10 protein-coding genes and 1 pseudogene are annotated in these 15,437 nt (G+C 66.6%); 9 read left to right on the top strand and 2 right to left on the bottom strand.

Annotated features, from left to right (window positions below; genetic code table 11):
- Positions 1–412: 412 nt before the first annotated feature.
- On the bottom strand, positions 413–1,231 hold the full coding sequence (locus AC07EJ_RS30215) for an integrase core domain-containing protein (RefSeq protein ID WP_478885459.1): 819 nt from the start codon (positions 1,229–1,231) through the stop codon (positions 413–415).
- A 430-nt stretch (positions 1,232–1,661) separates the two neighbouring features.
- Here AC07EJ_RS30215 and AC07EJ_RS30210 point away from each other — a divergent pair, with 430 nt between their 5' ends.
- Complete coding sequence (locus AC07EJ_RS30210) at positions 1,662–3,278, top strand: amidohydrolase family protein (protein ID WP_478885475.1); 1,617 nt, start codon at positions 1,662–1,664, stop codon at positions 3,276–3,278.
- A 100-nt stretch (positions 3,279–3,378) separates the two neighbouring features.
- On the opposite strand, the pseudogene AC07EJ_RS30205 reads toward AC07EJ_RS30210, so the two are convergent.
- Positions 3,379–3,615: pseudogene (locus AC07EJ_RS30205) on the bottom strand (IS701 family transposase); the annotation flags it as partial.
- A gap of 733 nt (positions 3,616–4,348) precedes the next feature.
- Between AC07EJ_RS30205 and AC07EJ_RS30200 the strand changes: the two are divergent.
- The 8 genes from AC07EJ_RS30200 (at position 4,349) to AC07EJ_RS30165 (ending at position 15,435) form a co-directional block, all read left to right on the top strand.
- Complete coding sequence (locus tag AC07EJ_RS30200) at positions 4,349–5,419, top strand: leishmanolysin-related zinc metalloendopeptidase (protein ID WP_478885458.1); 1,071 nt, start codon at positions 4,349–4,351, stop codon at positions 5,417–5,419.
- 113 nt (positions 5,420–5,532) lie between these two features.
- Positions 5,533–8,238: a hypothetical protein gene (locus AC07EJ_RS30195; RefSeq protein WP_478885457.1), complete on the top strand. Its 2,706-nt coding sequence runs from the start codon at positions 5,533–5,535 to the stop codon at positions 8,236–8,238.
- A gap of 75 nt (positions 8,239–8,313) precedes the next feature.
- Positions 8,314–9,075: a hypothetical protein gene (locus AC07EJ_RS30190; protein ID WP_478885456.1), complete on the top strand. Its 762-nt coding sequence runs from the start codon at positions 8,314–8,316 to the stop codon at positions 9,073–9,075.
- A 43-nt stretch (positions 9,076–9,118) separates the two neighbouring features.
- Complete coding sequence (locus AC07EJ_RS30185; RefSeq protein ID WP_478885455.1) at positions 9,119–10,519, top strand: hypothetical protein; 1,401 nt, start codon at positions 9,119–9,121, stop codon at positions 10,517–10,519.
- An 11-nt stretch (positions 10,520–10,530) separates the two neighbouring features.
- Positions 10,531–10,929 (top strand): hypothetical protein, encoded by a 399-nt coding sequence (locus tag AC07EJ_RS30180; protein ID WP_478885454.1) that lies wholly within the window; start codon positions 10,531–10,533, stop codon positions 10,927–10,929.
- Between the two features lie 18 nt (positions 10,930–10,947).
- Positions 10,948–11,148, top strand: coding sequence for a hypothetical protein (locus AC07EJ_RS30175; RefSeq protein ID WP_478885453.1), 201 nt, complete (start codon positions 10,948–10,950; stop codon positions 11,146–11,148).
- Between the two features lie 22 nt (positions 11,149–11,170).
- On the top strand, positions 11,171–11,371 hold the full coding sequence (locus AC07EJ_RS30170) for a hypothetical protein (RefSeq protein WP_478885452.1): 201 nt from the start codon (positions 11,171–11,173) through the stop codon (positions 11,369–11,371).
- Between the two features lie 281 nt (positions 11,372–11,652).
- Positions 11,653–15,435, top strand: a complete 3,783-nt coding sequence (locus tag AC07EJ_RS30165; protein ID WP_478885451.1) for an AHH domain-containing protein — start codon at positions 11,653–11,655, stop codon at positions 15,433–15,435.
- Positions 15,436–15,437: the final 2 nt, after the last annotated feature.

Below are 15,437 nucleotides of genomic sequence, written 5' to 3'. Positions count from 1 at the left end.
CTCGGGCCTCTGCGCACATATTCGATTTCTTGCCCACGTGTTCACATTCGTGTCCGTTTTGTGGCCGTAGGCTCCCCCGTCGTTCGGGGGGTCTTATGGGTATGGGCTAGCTTTTCGCGCAGGTCACACTCGCTCCCAGTGGGAGCGGGGCTGGGAGCGGCGTCCCTATACCCGGAACCGACGGTATGGGGCCATGCGAAATCTTGGCCCCATGTCCGATTTCGCTGACCCATATGCCCGATTCCTATTCGGGCTGTTGTGCGCGGCATCGAGAAGTTGAACGCGGTTGGGAGATGCCAACAAGGTGGGAGGGGCGCGGCGCGGCAGCAAGTAGGCAGGGTTTCGGTGGCCTTCAAGGGATCAATTCCTCAATAGCGGTCGAACGCCTGTGGGTGCCCGATACTCGGCCGCCCTATGCGACCTGCGTGTATTCGTGGATCACTCCGCCGAGTCGATCATGGCGGATGACCTTGCTCCCGGGGTGCACAGGGTCGGGTAGCGGTCGCAGCGGTGCTGCTTGACCGAGAGACCGGTGCGGCCGGTGGGTGTTGAAGTGTGCCTCGTACTCGGTGAGGACGTGCCGCAGGTGCCGTTCGTTGACGATCAAGGTTCGGTCGAGGAGTTCGCGGCGGCATCCACCGATCCACCGCTCGACGAATGCGTTCGCCCGCGGGGCTTGGACCGGGCTGAGCAACACTTGGATGCCATTGGAAGCGAAGACGGCGTCGAAGGCGTCGGTGAACTTCGCATCCCTGTCCCGGATCAGGAACCTTGTTTGTCTGACCCGGTCTTCCAGAGCCATGAGGAGGTCGCGGGCCTGCTGGGTGGCCCAGCCTCCGGTCGGGTTGGTGGTGACGCCGAGGAGGTGGACCCGCCGGGTGGAGATCTCCATGACCACCATGCAGTACAGGCGCCGCAGCAGCACGGTATCGACGTGGAAGAGGTCCACCGCCAGAATTCCCACTGCCTGGCTGCGCAGGAACTCCGCCCAGGTCGGGCCTGAGCGGTGGGGTGTCGGGTCGACCCCGGGCTTCTTCAGGATCGCCCATACCGTGGAGGCGCCGACCGGGCGGCCCAGGCCCGCCAGTTCGCCCGCGATTCTGCGGTAGCCCCAGGTCGAGTTCTCGTGGCCATCCTCAAGACAAGCTCCCGCACGCTCGGCTGGGTCGGCGGGCGCCCCGGCCTCCGTTGCTTGTAGGTCCAGCGCCGCTTGACCAGGTCGGCATGCCACCGCAGCAGGGTGCCTGGTGTGACGAACGAATGCGCTCGAAGCGTCTTGGGCAGCAGCCGGGTCAGACCCGCGATCACTGCTCGGTCCGCCCACGAGGGTCTCGGCCGGGCGACCTGGCGCCTCAAGACGGCGAGTTGGTGCCGTAACACGAGAATCTCAGCGTTCTTCGAAGTCTCCGATCGTGTCAGCAACGCAATCCATCCCAGGACCTTCAGGAAGATCAGATACAGCAGTCGCAGAGCCATACGTCAGGATCTCGCCCCGCCTGGCCCCGACCGCAAGTCCCAGGCCAACAGCGGTAGCCGAGTTTCGGGCACCCACAGGATCAAGCCCACCCCTGCATCCCCCAGTTGGCGGCAGGCGCTCTCCTGATGTGCAATGAAACAGGGGCCGCTGGAATGGAGGGTCTGCCGTGCCGCCAGTGAATTTAATGGATGGCTTGCGCTTCGCCCTGCGTGGCCGTGTCGTGACGATGGACAGCCAGGGAACGATCCTTGACGACGGCGTCCTATACCTCAACCGTGGGCTCATCGAACACGTACTCCCAGCGGGCGCCCCTGTCCCGGAGGAGTACGAAGACGTTCAACCCGTCGAGATGGCCGGTACCGCCTACCCGGGCCTGATTGAACTCCACAACCACCTCCCTTACGACATCTTGCCCTTGTGGCAGGTGCCACGCCGGTTCAAGAACCGGTCCCAGTGGGGCGGCAGCTCGAACCCCGACTACTCCCGCCTGGTGACGGGGCCCATGAACGTGCTGGGTGAGGACCCGCTATCCATGCCGGCGATCGTCCGCTACGTCGAGGTCAAGGCCCTGGTCAACGGGACGACTACCAGCCAGGGCATTGCTCTCTTCAGCAACGCAGGCTCCCGGCGCATGTACCGCGGCATTGTCCGCAACGTCGAAGCCACCGACGACGCGGCGCTGCCGGAGGCCAAGACACGCATCGCGGACGTTGAGGCGGCTGACGCCCGAAGGTTTCTGGCCCGCCTCCAACAGCCGAACCGCCTCCTCCTGCACCTGGCGGAGGGCACGGATGAACGGGCACGGGGCCACTTCCAGGCACTGCAGTTCGAGCCCGGCCACTGGGCGATCACGGACAATCTCGTCGGCATCCACTGCATACCGCTGACCGCGGAAGACTTCCAGGTCATGGTAGAGCACGGTGGCTCGATGGTGTGGTCGCCGCTGTCCAACCTGCTGCTCTACGGTGGAACCGCCGATGTCGCCGCAGCGAAGGCAGCGGGCATGCTCATCGGACTGGGGTCGGACTGGGCCGTATCGGGAAGCAAGGGCGTCCTCGGTGAGCTCAAGGCGGCCCGGCTCGCCTCCGCCGCGCAGGGCGGGGTATTCACCGACCGGGAGCTGGTCTCCATGGTCACCCGGAACGCGGCGCGCATACTGGGCTGGGACCACGCCCTCGGCTCCCTCGCCCCGGGCATGCACGCCGACGTTCTCGTGATTCACGGCCGTGCTGGCGACCCCTACACCGCACTGATTGAAGCGCGGGACCAGGATATCTCACTGGTCGTCATCAACGGAATTGCACGGTACGGCACGACGTCACTGCTGGAATCACTCACCCAAGACGCGACTTTGCTGGAACGGCTGCCCGCTGACGTACAGGAGGACCGCGCACTGCAACTGCACCAGCTCTCCGCGGACCCGGTCGTGGGCTCACTTACGTTGGTCGATGCCATCCAGCGCCTCACCGGCGCGCTCGGGGACCTGCACCGCAGCGCAGCGCGGGCGGCAGAGTCGCGTCTTGACCGACGGCTCGAAAGAGTGCCGTCCTGGCGTCTCGCACTCGATGAGACAGCGACCACCGGCAGTGAGCTACGTCCCCGCCTTCCGCTGCTCCACACCCGGAGACGCCTCCCCAGCGGGCCGACCATCGGTCCGGCAGACTCTACGATCCCGCTGCCGAACTCGATCGCCCTCGATCCCCTAACCGCTAGCTTCGACATGCGGTTCCTGGACTCGCTGGAAGCACAGGTGAACCTGCCCTCGCACCTAGGCACCCAGCTCCGGGACTTGTTGACGTAGACACTAATAGGACTTCGCTAGTTCGTTCTCGATCTTGAGGTCGGGTGTGTCCTGGCGGGCAGGGCTTGATGGCAGGTGGTGCAGACGCCGGTCCAGCACCTCAGGATGTCCTGGAGGGTGTCGAGGACCTGATAGAGGGTGAGACCGGTCCGGGCACTTTTGGGGCCAGACGCTGTTCGGTGAGGAAGGCATGGGCGGCGGTCACGAGGGTGACGTGGTGGTGCCAGCCTGGCCAGGAACGGCCTTCGAAGTGGTCCAGGCCCAGGCCGTGTTTGAGTTCGCGGCAGTCGTGCTCGATGTGCCAGCGGACCTTGGCCAGCCGGACCAGGTCGGTTATCGGGGTGCCCACCACCCGCCCACCGAGCACCATCAACTACCACGCTACCAGGACATATACCCAGCGAAAGAGGAACCCAGCAGCTTATGCGCCCACTGGTACACCAGTGAAACGATCACCCGGACAGGGTTTCAGCAGACAGTGATGCCGCGCCAGACCGCCTCCGAGCAGTAGCGATGAGTTCCGAACGGCACAGGATAGGCGCCGGACATGTGGGAAGCGCCGTTCGCCGCTTTCCGCTGTATCCCGGCACACCACGCCAATGCATCGGCGTCCCGGATCCGGTCCTTGCGACGGCGTGATCCTTTCCCGGCGCTTGATCGTGTGCCTGGCGCGCCACCGACCGCCGGTTGCGCATCCTGCGCCGCGAGCGCGCGACGGCGTCTTCAAGAGGTATGTCTCGCCACCGCTGTCATCCCGCAGACTCACTGGACGACCGAAGTCCTGCGCCTGCGACAGACGCGCGGGGAGGACCCGGGCAGGGTCGCCATGTACGCCATGTTATTGGACGACGGGCGGGACACCTCCGCTCGCGCGGAGAGGATGTACGGAGACGTACTGTCATGGCTGCTCCTCCGTCGACTCCGCGCGAGTGGAGGTGTCCCGTACCGCTCGGCTTCCACGGGAGCTGGGTGCCGGACGCGTGAGACAGGCACCCTCTGGGGGATGTCACCCCTGGCCGTGCTCTCCCCGGGACATCAAGGCGTGACGGTTCGCGCAACCCACTCACCTGATGGTGCGTCAGATATGTTGGGAACAGCGAATCTTCAACCAATTCGGTCCGCGGTGGTCGACCACAGCGGACGTGTCTATCCTGGTGAAGGGGAACAGCTGGCCGCATGTGATGGGAGCAGGAGCCATGCGCGGCAGGCAGACCTACAGCGCTTTCGAAACGTACACGGCCGTTGCCGACAGCGATCGCGCGGCGGAGATCGCCGACAAGGCGTCTCCTTTCCAGATCGACGTACGGTTCGTCCAGGGGCTGACGAAGAGCCAGAGGATTGTCTTCGCCGAGGCCGCCGAGCGCTGGAGGCGCGTGATCGTCGGCGACCTGGAGACCGCGATCGTGCACGACTTCAACGGGACCGCTGTCGTCGACGACCTCCCCATCGACGCCGAAGGCGTGCCGATCGACGGCGCTGACCACGTCCCGAACATTCTCGGTCAGGCCGGCCCGACCAGGTTCCGCAGGCCCAACGCGGTCAGCGGAGCCGGGCTCCCTGTCACGGTGCGTATGCGGTTCGACAACGCCGACCTGGCGGAGATGGAGGGCGAAGGCTCTCTGCTCGACGTGATCACACATGAGATGGACCACGTGCTGGGATTCGGGACCCTCCGGAACGACTTCGGACTCCGTAAGAACTTTCCTGGCACCAATCCGACCTGCGTCGGCCCGGCAGCCACGAAGGAATTCGGCACCCTGGTCGCAGACCCCCCCGGTCCCGTCCCTCTGGCGAACGTGGGAGGAGTCGGCAGCGCGGGCAGCTACTGGCGTGAGTCCGTCTTCGACAACGAACTGATGTCGCCGAGCATCGATGGCAACGACAACCCCATGAGCAGGCTGGCGGTCGCGAGCCTGCAGGACCTCTGGTACTCGGTCGACCTGGAAGTGGCGGAAGCCTACGTGCTTCCGAACCTCCCCGAGACTGCTCGCTCCTGTCGAATCCTTTGGCAGGCCGCAGTGCGCCGTGCTCCCGACCATCCTGAGCCGCATCCCTGCGGGAGGCCCCCTGACGAACTCGCCATCACCCACACCGGCACGGGCGGCCGAGCGCGACGCCTGTGCTGCGGAGCCGTTCAGTGAGGGGGGACCGTCGGGGGCGTCGATGAGTGCGCCCGGAGGAGTGCGTCATGGACCGTGAAGAGGGACTCAAGCAGAGAAACGAGCCGGGCCCGAGGGCGGAGGAGCCCTTAAGGGTGGTCCCCGACGTCGGTGAGCACATGGACGCCAACGGCATCCTGCGCAGATACGTCGATCCGGGAGCAACGCTCTGCCGGGCGCCGACTGCCCGGCGAGCCGTCAACGCGTTCATGAAGACACGTTCGAAAGACCTCGGCGCCGACGTCACGGATCTCCGCGAGGGCGTCGTCGAGAAGGGCGCCACGCTCAGCGTCCGTTACCAGCAGTTCCACCGTGACGTTCCCGTCCTCGGCGCCGCCGTGCAGGCGGTGGCCGATACCGGACAGGGGGCGGTCGTCCAGGTCGACAACACGGTGGAGCTCGACGTCTCCGACGCCCCCGCCGTGAGTGAGGCCTGCGGGCTCGACGCCGTCGAGAAGGCCGCTCTGGCTCCCTTCCAGAAGGATTACGAGGCAGCCGCCCTCGTCCGGGACGAGCTCGTCTACCTTCGGGACACCACGAGGCCGCGATTGCCGGACGCGGACCGGGCCACCGCCTCGCTCGTCCTCCTGAAGAAGGGCACGAGGAGGCCGGACGGCAGACTCCACCTCGTCCACGATCTCGTCGTCGAGACGACGGGCCCCTTCGAGCACTTCCGCGTGGTCGTGGACGCCGTCTCCGGAAAGCTGCTCTGGACCGAGATCGCGGGCAAGTACGTCACGGCGGTGTTCGACATCTACCAGCCGGACCCCGTCACCCAGTCGGACTTCAGCACACTCAACGGTGGATCGGGCGAGGCGGCCCTGACGCCCTTCATTCACGCCGCCCAGGCAGAGGTCGCCGCGGCCGACTCCAACGGCAAATTCCACCTCGACGGAGACTGGTGCCTGTGCGAGGACTGGGACCTGCCTTTCATCCCCCAGCCGGAGCCGACCACCGCGAACTTCGCATTCGGAACCCACCCCAAGGACGATCGCTTCCTCAGCGCGAACGCCTACTACTGGATCGACACGTTCGCCCGCTATCTGCGCACACTGGGCAACACGACGCTCAACAACCGTATGACCAAAGTCAAAGTCGACCCCCAGGGAGCCCAGGACACCGGCAAGAGCGAATGGATCGGTACGACGACACCCCCGCGGATCCGCTTCGACATGAAGGATGTGCCAGGGGCCGCCGACCTCGGCATCATCGTGCACGAATACACCCACGGAGTTGTCGAATGGCTCCGTGTCGGCCACAGCGGCTCTCTCGAGTACGAGCACAGCGTCTGCGACGTCATGGCCGGCGTATACCGCGACCAGTTCAACCCCGCCGGGCACCGTCGCACTGAGACGTTCCCCTTCGACAACAACGTGAGTAACCAGTGGAGCCCGTACTGGCGGCTCGACCTGTCCCAGCGCTTCGACGACGCGGGGTTCAGCGGCTTCATCGCGGACCAGCGCACCTCCATGCTGGCCTCGGCGCTGTGGCGGTGCTACCTGGGCATGGGCGGGGAATCGGCTGACGCCACCACCCGGGAGAACGCCGCCGATGAGCTGATCCGGACCCTGTTGGAGATGCTGACAAACCTGGCCGACGACACCGCGGACTCCGTCGCCAACGCCGCCCGCATGGCTCAGGGCTGCATCGCCGCGGACATGGCGCTCACCGGCGGCCTGTACAGCAAGGTGATGGACGAGGCGTTCATCAAGCAGGGACTCTGGGCACGGCGGCCGGTAGACCTCTACATCCCCGACAACCCGGCTGACGTCGGCGCTCTGCCGGGCGAGGAGCCGCACTACGTTTCCCCAGACATCTGGGTCCGCAACAAGGACATCAGCACGGGCGACAACCCCGAGTCGGGACACCAGAGCCCGATCAACAAACAGCCGAACTACCTCTACGTGCGCGTGCACAACCGCGGGGTCAAGGAGGCCACAGCGGGAGGGTTCAAGGTCGAGACCTTCCGGTGCGACCCGGGGACCGGCATGAGCTGGCCCAAGCACTTCGACTCCATCGGCAAACAGACGATCGTGGAGCCGATCCCGCCCGGCGGCATGGTGCGGGTCGGGCCGTTCGTCTGGAAGCCCAACATCGTCGACCACGAATGCCTGGTGGCGGTCGTGCACGGCGCGGACGACCCGGCGATCACCGCCACCGTCAAGGGGCCGGTGCCGCACGAAAGGGTTGTCCGGTTCGACAACAACGTGGGGCAGCGCAATGTGTCCCCCCAGATGGCCACCCCCGGCGGCCAGACCAAGATGACCATCACGCTCCGCGGCGCCCCCGAGCCCTCCGACGGCTCCTGGCAGCTCGACGCGAGCGGTATGCCGGACGACACCAGCATCTCCATCCGTACCCTGAGCCGCATCGTCGAGCCCGCCGAACTCACCCACATCGAGGTGAAGGAGGCCGGCGCCGTCCGCTCGGGACTCGAGATGAGTGGCGGCAGCACAGCTGTCGTCGACGGCTTCCGGCTCGGAGCCGACGACCAGGTCTCGGCCGACATCGTCATCGATTTCTCCCACAAGGCCGAGCACCTCAAGGACTATCCCTTCGTCGCCACCCAGTTCCAGAACGGCGAAGAAGCGGGGCGCATGACGATTCAGATCACCGCCGTCAAGGATTTCGACGACTTCTTCTTCGGTAACCCGCGGAGCCACGAAGTACACATCTCCACCTGCCCCTTCTGGGACCAACTCGGCCCGGCGAGCAAAGTCCCGTTCCTGCTCATCGAGGACGCCGTGGCCCGCGGCTACAACGGCTGCGCCTACTGCCTCCCCGAGGCCAACACCGGCTAGTGCACCGAGGAATCGGCGCTCGGCCAAGATGACCGGCTCAACTCCTCGGCGTACGCTGGAAAAGGTGAGATCGAGATGTCAGCAACGAACGGCTTCACGGACGATCTGATGCTCCGGTACTTAACGCCGGACAACGTCACATCGCTTCTCGTTCCCGTCAACGACCTGGATCAGAAGCGGATTCGGTCACTGCTGGCCTCGGTGTACGAGCCTTCCTACCTCGAATTCAAGTCAGTGGATTCCGTCGAAGTCGTCCACAAGGAGTTCCAGACCGCCGTGCACGAGTCGATCGCCGTCCACGGGTCGTGGGACAAGTCGATTCCCACGACCGAGCAGGCCCGGGCCACCGTCGAGATCCCTGCCACACCGCCGGTCCACTGGATCGACATGTCGCTGGAGACCGTGGTCGTGGCCAGGGCGGCACCGACCTCCCGCGTCCTCGGGTCCGTGGACGCGGAGGAGTGGGACGCGACCACCGGACGCGCCGAAGACCAGGACGAGTTCGCGCGGCAGTACCAGCTGAACTACACCGAACCACCCCCGTACGACCCGTCAGCGCCCGCCCGCACCTTCCGACTACGGGTGTCGACGCTCTTCTTCGCCCGACTGGACCTTGCCGACGCACTGCGCCGGCTCAGCAGGGCCAGACGCGCGGTGGACGCGGCGAGTCCGCAGCCGGAGGCCTACGACGGCGGCGCCCTGCTCGCGTCCAGCGCGTGGCTGGCGGTCTTCCCCGCCGGCACGCCCGATTCACCTACGTCAGAGACGACCGAACAACAGGTCGGCGATCTGCTGGCGACCCAAGGGTTCGTCGTCGCTTTCGAGACGGCTCCCTGACGGCCCGGCGGCGCATGGTCGCGATCACGGTGAGGAGCAATCGATGCCGTTCAATTACGTCACTGTCAAAGCGAGCAGTGAACTCTTCGCGCCTGCCACCAGAGCCTTCGGGGACATCCTCGTCATCGGGAAGGGGGCTTTCGGGAGTACGGGTTCTCCCGCCCAGCCCTTCTCCTACCCGAGTGAAGCGGTGAAGGCGTACCCGAAGCGGTTGACGAAGCTGGCAGATAAGGCGGCCCCCAAAGACACCACGATCTCCGCCCCCGTGAGCTTCCCGGACGACACGGTCGTGACGATCGGGAAGGACGAGACCGCCGAGGTCCGTACGGTCAAGACGGTAGCCCCTGCGGCAGGCGGCGGGGCGACGCCCGACAAATTCGACTGGACGCTCGACAACGCCCTGGAGGCCGAACACGAGGCCGGCGAGGACGTGGTCGCGCAAGGTTTCAGCGACCTCAGCGCTGCCATCTCCATCGCCTTCCGGCAGACCCCGCCCCCGACCCGTGTCTGGGCCATCGAAGTGGCCCACGACCAGCCGGAGTGGTCCACGGCGCTCACCGCGGCGGAGGACCTTGCCGTGCAGATCGTGGTACTCGCCAACACCCCGCTGGGGCAGACCTCTGCCGAAGCGGTGGGAGAGGGAGAGGAGAAGCCCCCGGGGGGCGGTGTTGCCGAGCCCGCAGAGGCGCCCTCCGATCACCCAGTCGAGCTCCTCGCGAAGCATGTCGTCGCAGTCTCTAACACCGGCGGCGACGGCAAGGAACGCATCGGAGTGGCCATGCTGGACCAGTCGCTGACAGCGGCCGAGCAAGTCGCCCTGAACACGGGCGCGGTCCACACCAACCGGATGGTGCTGGTGGCACACAAGTCCCCCTCGGACGACGTGGCCGCCGCAGTGGCCGGGGTGATCGCGGGCTATGAGCCGCAGATCTCCATCCTCCTCAAGCCCATCTCCATCGACATGTCGGACCAGTTCACGGTCTCCGACATCGATACCTTCTACGCCAATTCCGTCAACTGGGTGACGAGCCCGACGATGATCCCGGGCCACGGTCTCTATCTGGGCGAGGGGCTCACCGCAAGCCCGAGCGGGAACAAGAAGTACATCGACATCGTGCGGACGCTCGACGACATCAGCTTCCGCATCAAGGCCTCGCTGATCGAGGCCGTCGGCGACCTCCGCATGGACCGTCCGGGCCTGCGCACGGTTGTGACACTCGTCCAGACCGTGCTCTCACCCCTTGTGGGCCGGGGAGTCATCGAGGACTACAGCATCCACATCCCGCTGCTGGTCCTGCTGGAGCGGGAACGCGCCACGCTGACCGCCGACGAGACGAAGCTGATCAGCAATCAGCGGGCAAGCCGAAGCGTCGACATGGAGGTCTCCGTCGTCTACGCGGGCGTGATCCACCAGATCGAAGTCAAGCTGGAGCTCAAGGGTTAAGGAGCGATGTGATGCCCGAGGTCAAATGGGACACCCGGTTGACGGTGATGCTCGGCACCACCGCGGTCACGCCCATCGACTCGTTCAACCCGATGTTCAATAGCCCGGTGCAGCCCCTGCACTCGCTCGAGGCCGACAACGTGGCCCACATCGTCCAGCCGAAGGCCTTCACCTTCACCATGGCCGTGAAGGCGATCGGCCCCGTGGTGGCCAAGCTCACCCAGATGGCACTGGCCCACACCAGCTTCAAGATCGGTGTCCAGGAGGCCACGGGCAGCGACTGGACGTTCCAGCAGGTCGCCTTCAACGACTGCTACATCACGTCCGTCGCGAGCACGATCGTCATCGACGGTGTGCCCACCACCACCTTCAACTGCATCTGCCTGGAAGTCATCCCCACCAGTGCCTGACCGGAGGCGGAGGATCCGATGTCGTACGAGGAAGTCGAACAGCAGGGCACGCAGCCCGAGGCCGCCGTGGGACCGGAGCCGGTCGTGGTCGCCGGTCCGGCGGCCGACCTCCACTACCACTTCCCGATCCATGTCGTCCTGGCGGGGGACATAGCTGAAGAGACCCGTCAGGACATCGCGGCCGGTATCTGGGACGCCCTGCACGAGGCCCTCAGCTGAGCTCGGGGGCAGGAGTGTTCACATGCGCAGGATCACCTGTCATTTTCCGATCACCGTGACGGTCACGGGAACCCCGTCGGCCGACGCCCTGGACCGTCTCGGCGAGTTGGTCGAGGAGGCGCTCGCCGAACGGCTGCGCCTCGCACGTGCACGGCTTGCGGCGGACGGCTACCCCGACATCGTCCCGGCCGAGGCAGCGGACCGCCGGCAGGTGGGAACGTGAACGGGGCCACCGGAGCCGCGCCGAGCACCGTCGAGGAGACGGCGGTGCGTGGTGTGGCGTACCGGTGGCTGCACCTGCCGAGGTCCGTCGCTTTCACGGGGCAGGAACAGTGCCCGTACGAAGGGTCGTTGGAGCTGGTTCTGCTCCGGGCGGTCGCTCGAGCGATGGACGAGGACGACCGCACCGGGGGGGTTACCGGCCGGTGGCCCTGCGGGCGACGGGACACCGAAACCGCGGGGGAACCCGGCAGGGCGGAACCCGGTGTGGGCCAGCCAGTCGCGGTGCGATGGGAAGCCGGCGCGACGGTCGCGGGGCCGACGCAGGACGAGGCTCCCGCGGAGCCCGCTCCGAGCGGTCACAGCGCGCTGGCTTTCGCGGTGGCCGTGCCCGACGCGGACGACGAGGGGGGTGGGAGAGAGGCTCCGGGAGCGGGAAAAGGCGGTACCGGCGCAGAGGGCCAGGGCCAGGGCCAGGGCCAGGGCGAGAGCAGAGGAGACAGCGGGCGCCCGTCCGAACCCGTACGCGAGACGCTCGTATCGGCACGCCGGAGGGCGGTGGCGGCCCGCACCGGCGCCCGACATGCGTCGTCCAGCCCCGCCGTGACCGCCCCCACCGCCACGAGCGGGGCTGGTGCGGCTACGCCCGCCGCCGCACCGGCGCCGGGTGCACCGGGCGAGGCGAGCGGAGAAGTACCCGGGCCCGCTGCCGTACCTGGTCCTGAGGCGACGGCGGAAGGGGCGCCGGCGGACCACGCCGAGGCCGGTGAGACCGAAGAGGCCACCGGGCAGGACACCGGCCGGATCGAGGAGACCGACGCCCTCGACAAGGTCGTCGAAGGGCCGAGCCCGGTCGACGGATGCGCCGTGCTGGTCGTCGGCGCCAGCCAGCTCATCACGCTGGGCGGGGCGACCCGTCACGCTCGCTCGCTGAGCCTGATACACGCGGCCGAACTCGGCGACCACATCTTCGGAGCGCGGTCCTTCGCTGTTCTGGAAGGACCGCTCGGCCACCCACAGGACAACTTCTTCTGGGCTGTCGCCACCACGCCCACCATGACCGATGAGGCCGTGAGATACGTGACGTCGACGCGGATGTTCCAGGGCGAGATGATCACCAACTTCGGCGGCCTCCGGGGCCCACGGACCGTCACCACCCAGGACGGACGCCGGTACGGCGTGGAGGTGATGTGGACCCAGGAGCGCAGCACCTGGGTGTACGGGAGCAATGAGGCGGGCGAGCGCTGGATCCAGCTCAAGCAGTCGACGGCGGACCGGTTGTCGGCGCGAGAACTGAAGGCCCTCACCTTCCAGGACGTCGACCGCTTGGTCGACGCCGGCCTCGCCGGGGACGACGAGAGTGTCGAGAAAGCCGCGGCCCAACTGGCCGAGCTGGACGCGGGGGCCTTCGCCCTGGTGGACGCGGAGGCCAGGGAGAAGTACCTGGAGATCCTGGTCAAGGCTTGGACGTTCGGAGATCAGCGGCACGCGATCATCGAGATCATGCGCTCGCTGGAGGGCGAGAGTGACTTGCGCGCGGTCCGCGCCCTGTTGATCCAGCACGGTCTGTATGAGCAGCTCTTCGCAGACTTGGGGAGCGATCTCTGGGAGCTGCTCACCACGGTCGGCCAGAAGTTCGGCGACCACAAACCCCTCACCAGCGGGGAGTTCCTCGGCCTGGTGGCCGAGGCGTTCAACCTTAAGACGAGCCGTGACGCCGGGCTGAAGCAGACCGTCGAGGAGGAGAAGCCCGCAGTCCTCGGCCTCAAGGAGATGAGCGACCTAGAGGAGGCCGCCAGAGCGGCGGCGGGATTCGTCATGTCGACGCTCGAATCCTTCAAGATGATGCTGACCGAGCCCGAGAAGATCATTTCGGGACTCTTCCAGCTCGTCCGCCTCCTGGTCATCTGCCAGTTGGCCGGGAGCGGCCACAAGAAGTCGATGGAGCAGCTGCGAGACCTCATCCACCACGTCGGCCCGGTTCTCGTCAACGGCCTGCGCGGCGCGGCACTGCTGGGCGTCGGCCCGAGAGCCGTCACCAGGATCAAATGGGCCGTGATCATCGAGGCGCTCACCTGGATGACAGAGATCAAGGCCGTGGCCGAGGTGCTGGTCAAGATCGAGAAGGTCGCCGCCGTCCTGCGCTTCCTCGGGCTCCTGCGGGCTGCCGAGGGAGAGCTGTTCGCGGCCCGGTTCACCAAGTGGGCCGAGGCCCTGCACGGCGGCAGCGTGGTGTTGAAGGGCCTGGAGGAGCACGAGGTGGGGACACTGCTGCGCATGCTGCCGGAGGAGGACGGCGCCCGCCTCGGCGCGGTCCTCAGCGAGGTCGACGTACCCCCGGGCAGCACGCTCGCATCGCTGATGAAGCACGAGCGGCTCGGTCCGGTTACCGCCGACCTTCTGGAGAAGGCCGAGGTCCTGCACACCTTGGGTTTGAAGTCGGGCGGCCTCACCCCGGAACTCGCCCACACATTCGGTCAGCTGATCGGGAAGGACGGCTTCGAGATCGCTGAGGTGTCCAAGGTGGCCCAGGCCCTCAAGGAGGGCGAGGGCACCCGGTTCACCCACATGCTGGAACAGATCGGGTTCGGCCGGATCGGAGCCAAGGCCGAGGTGAAGGCCGACCTGCTGGCGATGCTGGCGGGGGAGGCCCGGCGCATGGAGGCCGTCCACCAGTACGGGATCGGAATCGTCAGCGAGATGCACATGCGTTCCGGCGGCGAGGCACCGGCCTTTGACGCCATGATCGCGAGACTCGAGAAGATCAGGGCGAAGATGAGCGCCGAGGGCAACGCGGTCGAGTTCAGCGAGTACCTCGACAAGCTCCGCCGTGGCAGGAAGGGAGCGTGGAGACGGGTCGCGCCGCCGCCGCGCAAGGCCGTCGTCAAGCCGCCGAGCGAGCCGGTCGTCAAGCCGCCGCGCAAGCCCCCCGTCAAGGTGTCGGAGGCCGCTCGGGCCCCGGTCCGGGAACGCATCAAGGACCTGCGCAAGCGCTTCCCGAAGGGCAAGGTCAAGGACCCGAAGCGGATGAAGCAGGCGCTGGAGCAGATAGACCGGATGTCCCGGACCGATCCCGAGAAGGCGATGGAGCACCTCGACAGGTTCGAGGAGATGCTCAAGGCCCAGCAGTCGACGGAGGGTCAGATCGCCGCGGTCCGGGCGGCGGAGGAGGCGAAGGCGAGCCGAGAGGCCAAGGTCCTGCACCACGAGCCTGACGAGGCGCCGGCCGAGGCGCTCACCGTCCGCGACAAGAAGGTGAGCAAGCTTGGTGAGCTCGACCGGGCGTCGCACGACCTGGCGGCGGCGATGGAGGCGATCGGCCAGCACCAGCCGTACGGCCACGATGCGCACCACATCATCGCCTGGTCCGACCGACGGGCCGGGCCCGCGCGGGAGATCCTCGAATGGGCCGGCATCAACCCTCGCGACCACCCGTTGAACGGGATCTTCCTGCCGCGTACCTCCACCGACCCGAAGATCATCCCTCAGGCCGCTACGCGGCATCAGACGCTGCACACCGACAACTACTACAAGGAGGTGACGAGGCGGCTGGTCGAGGCGAGGAAGGAGGGGCCGGACGCGGTCATCCGTGAGATGCAGGAGATCAAGAAGGACCTCGTCAAGGGGTGGCAGGACCCCGGTCCCCTCAGGGGCAAGAAGAAGCAGAACTTCGCCCAGTGGTTCGACGAGTACAAGCACGAACTGGACTGGCTGAGCGCGGAGGAGCAGGCCGAAGCCGTCAAGAAGGCGACGCGCCCGCCACCCAAGAAGAAGGCGCCCGCGTCTCCCTCGAAGGCAAAGGCAAAGGCGAAGGGGAAGACGACGCCGCACATCAAACCGAAGCCAAAGCCAAAGCCGAAGCCGCAGACGCGGGTGTCCACCGAGACCAGTCCGGCGGGAGAGACGCGAGACGTCCCCCCGGACGAGCCCGCAGAGCAGACCACGCGCATACGTATAGACCCCGCCCTCGAAGAAGTACCGGACGACGGCGTCGACGAGCTCGTGAAGCCTGCGCTGAAAGTGATGAGGGCTGGCAAGGAGGCCGGGAAAGATGACCAGGAGAGGTAGGC

Source organism: Streptomyces sp. NPDC045026 (genome assembly GCF_056432625.1).
The sequence above is the reverse complement of the archived record's forward strand: the minus strand, read 5'-3'. Positions and strand labels throughout refer to the sequence as shown.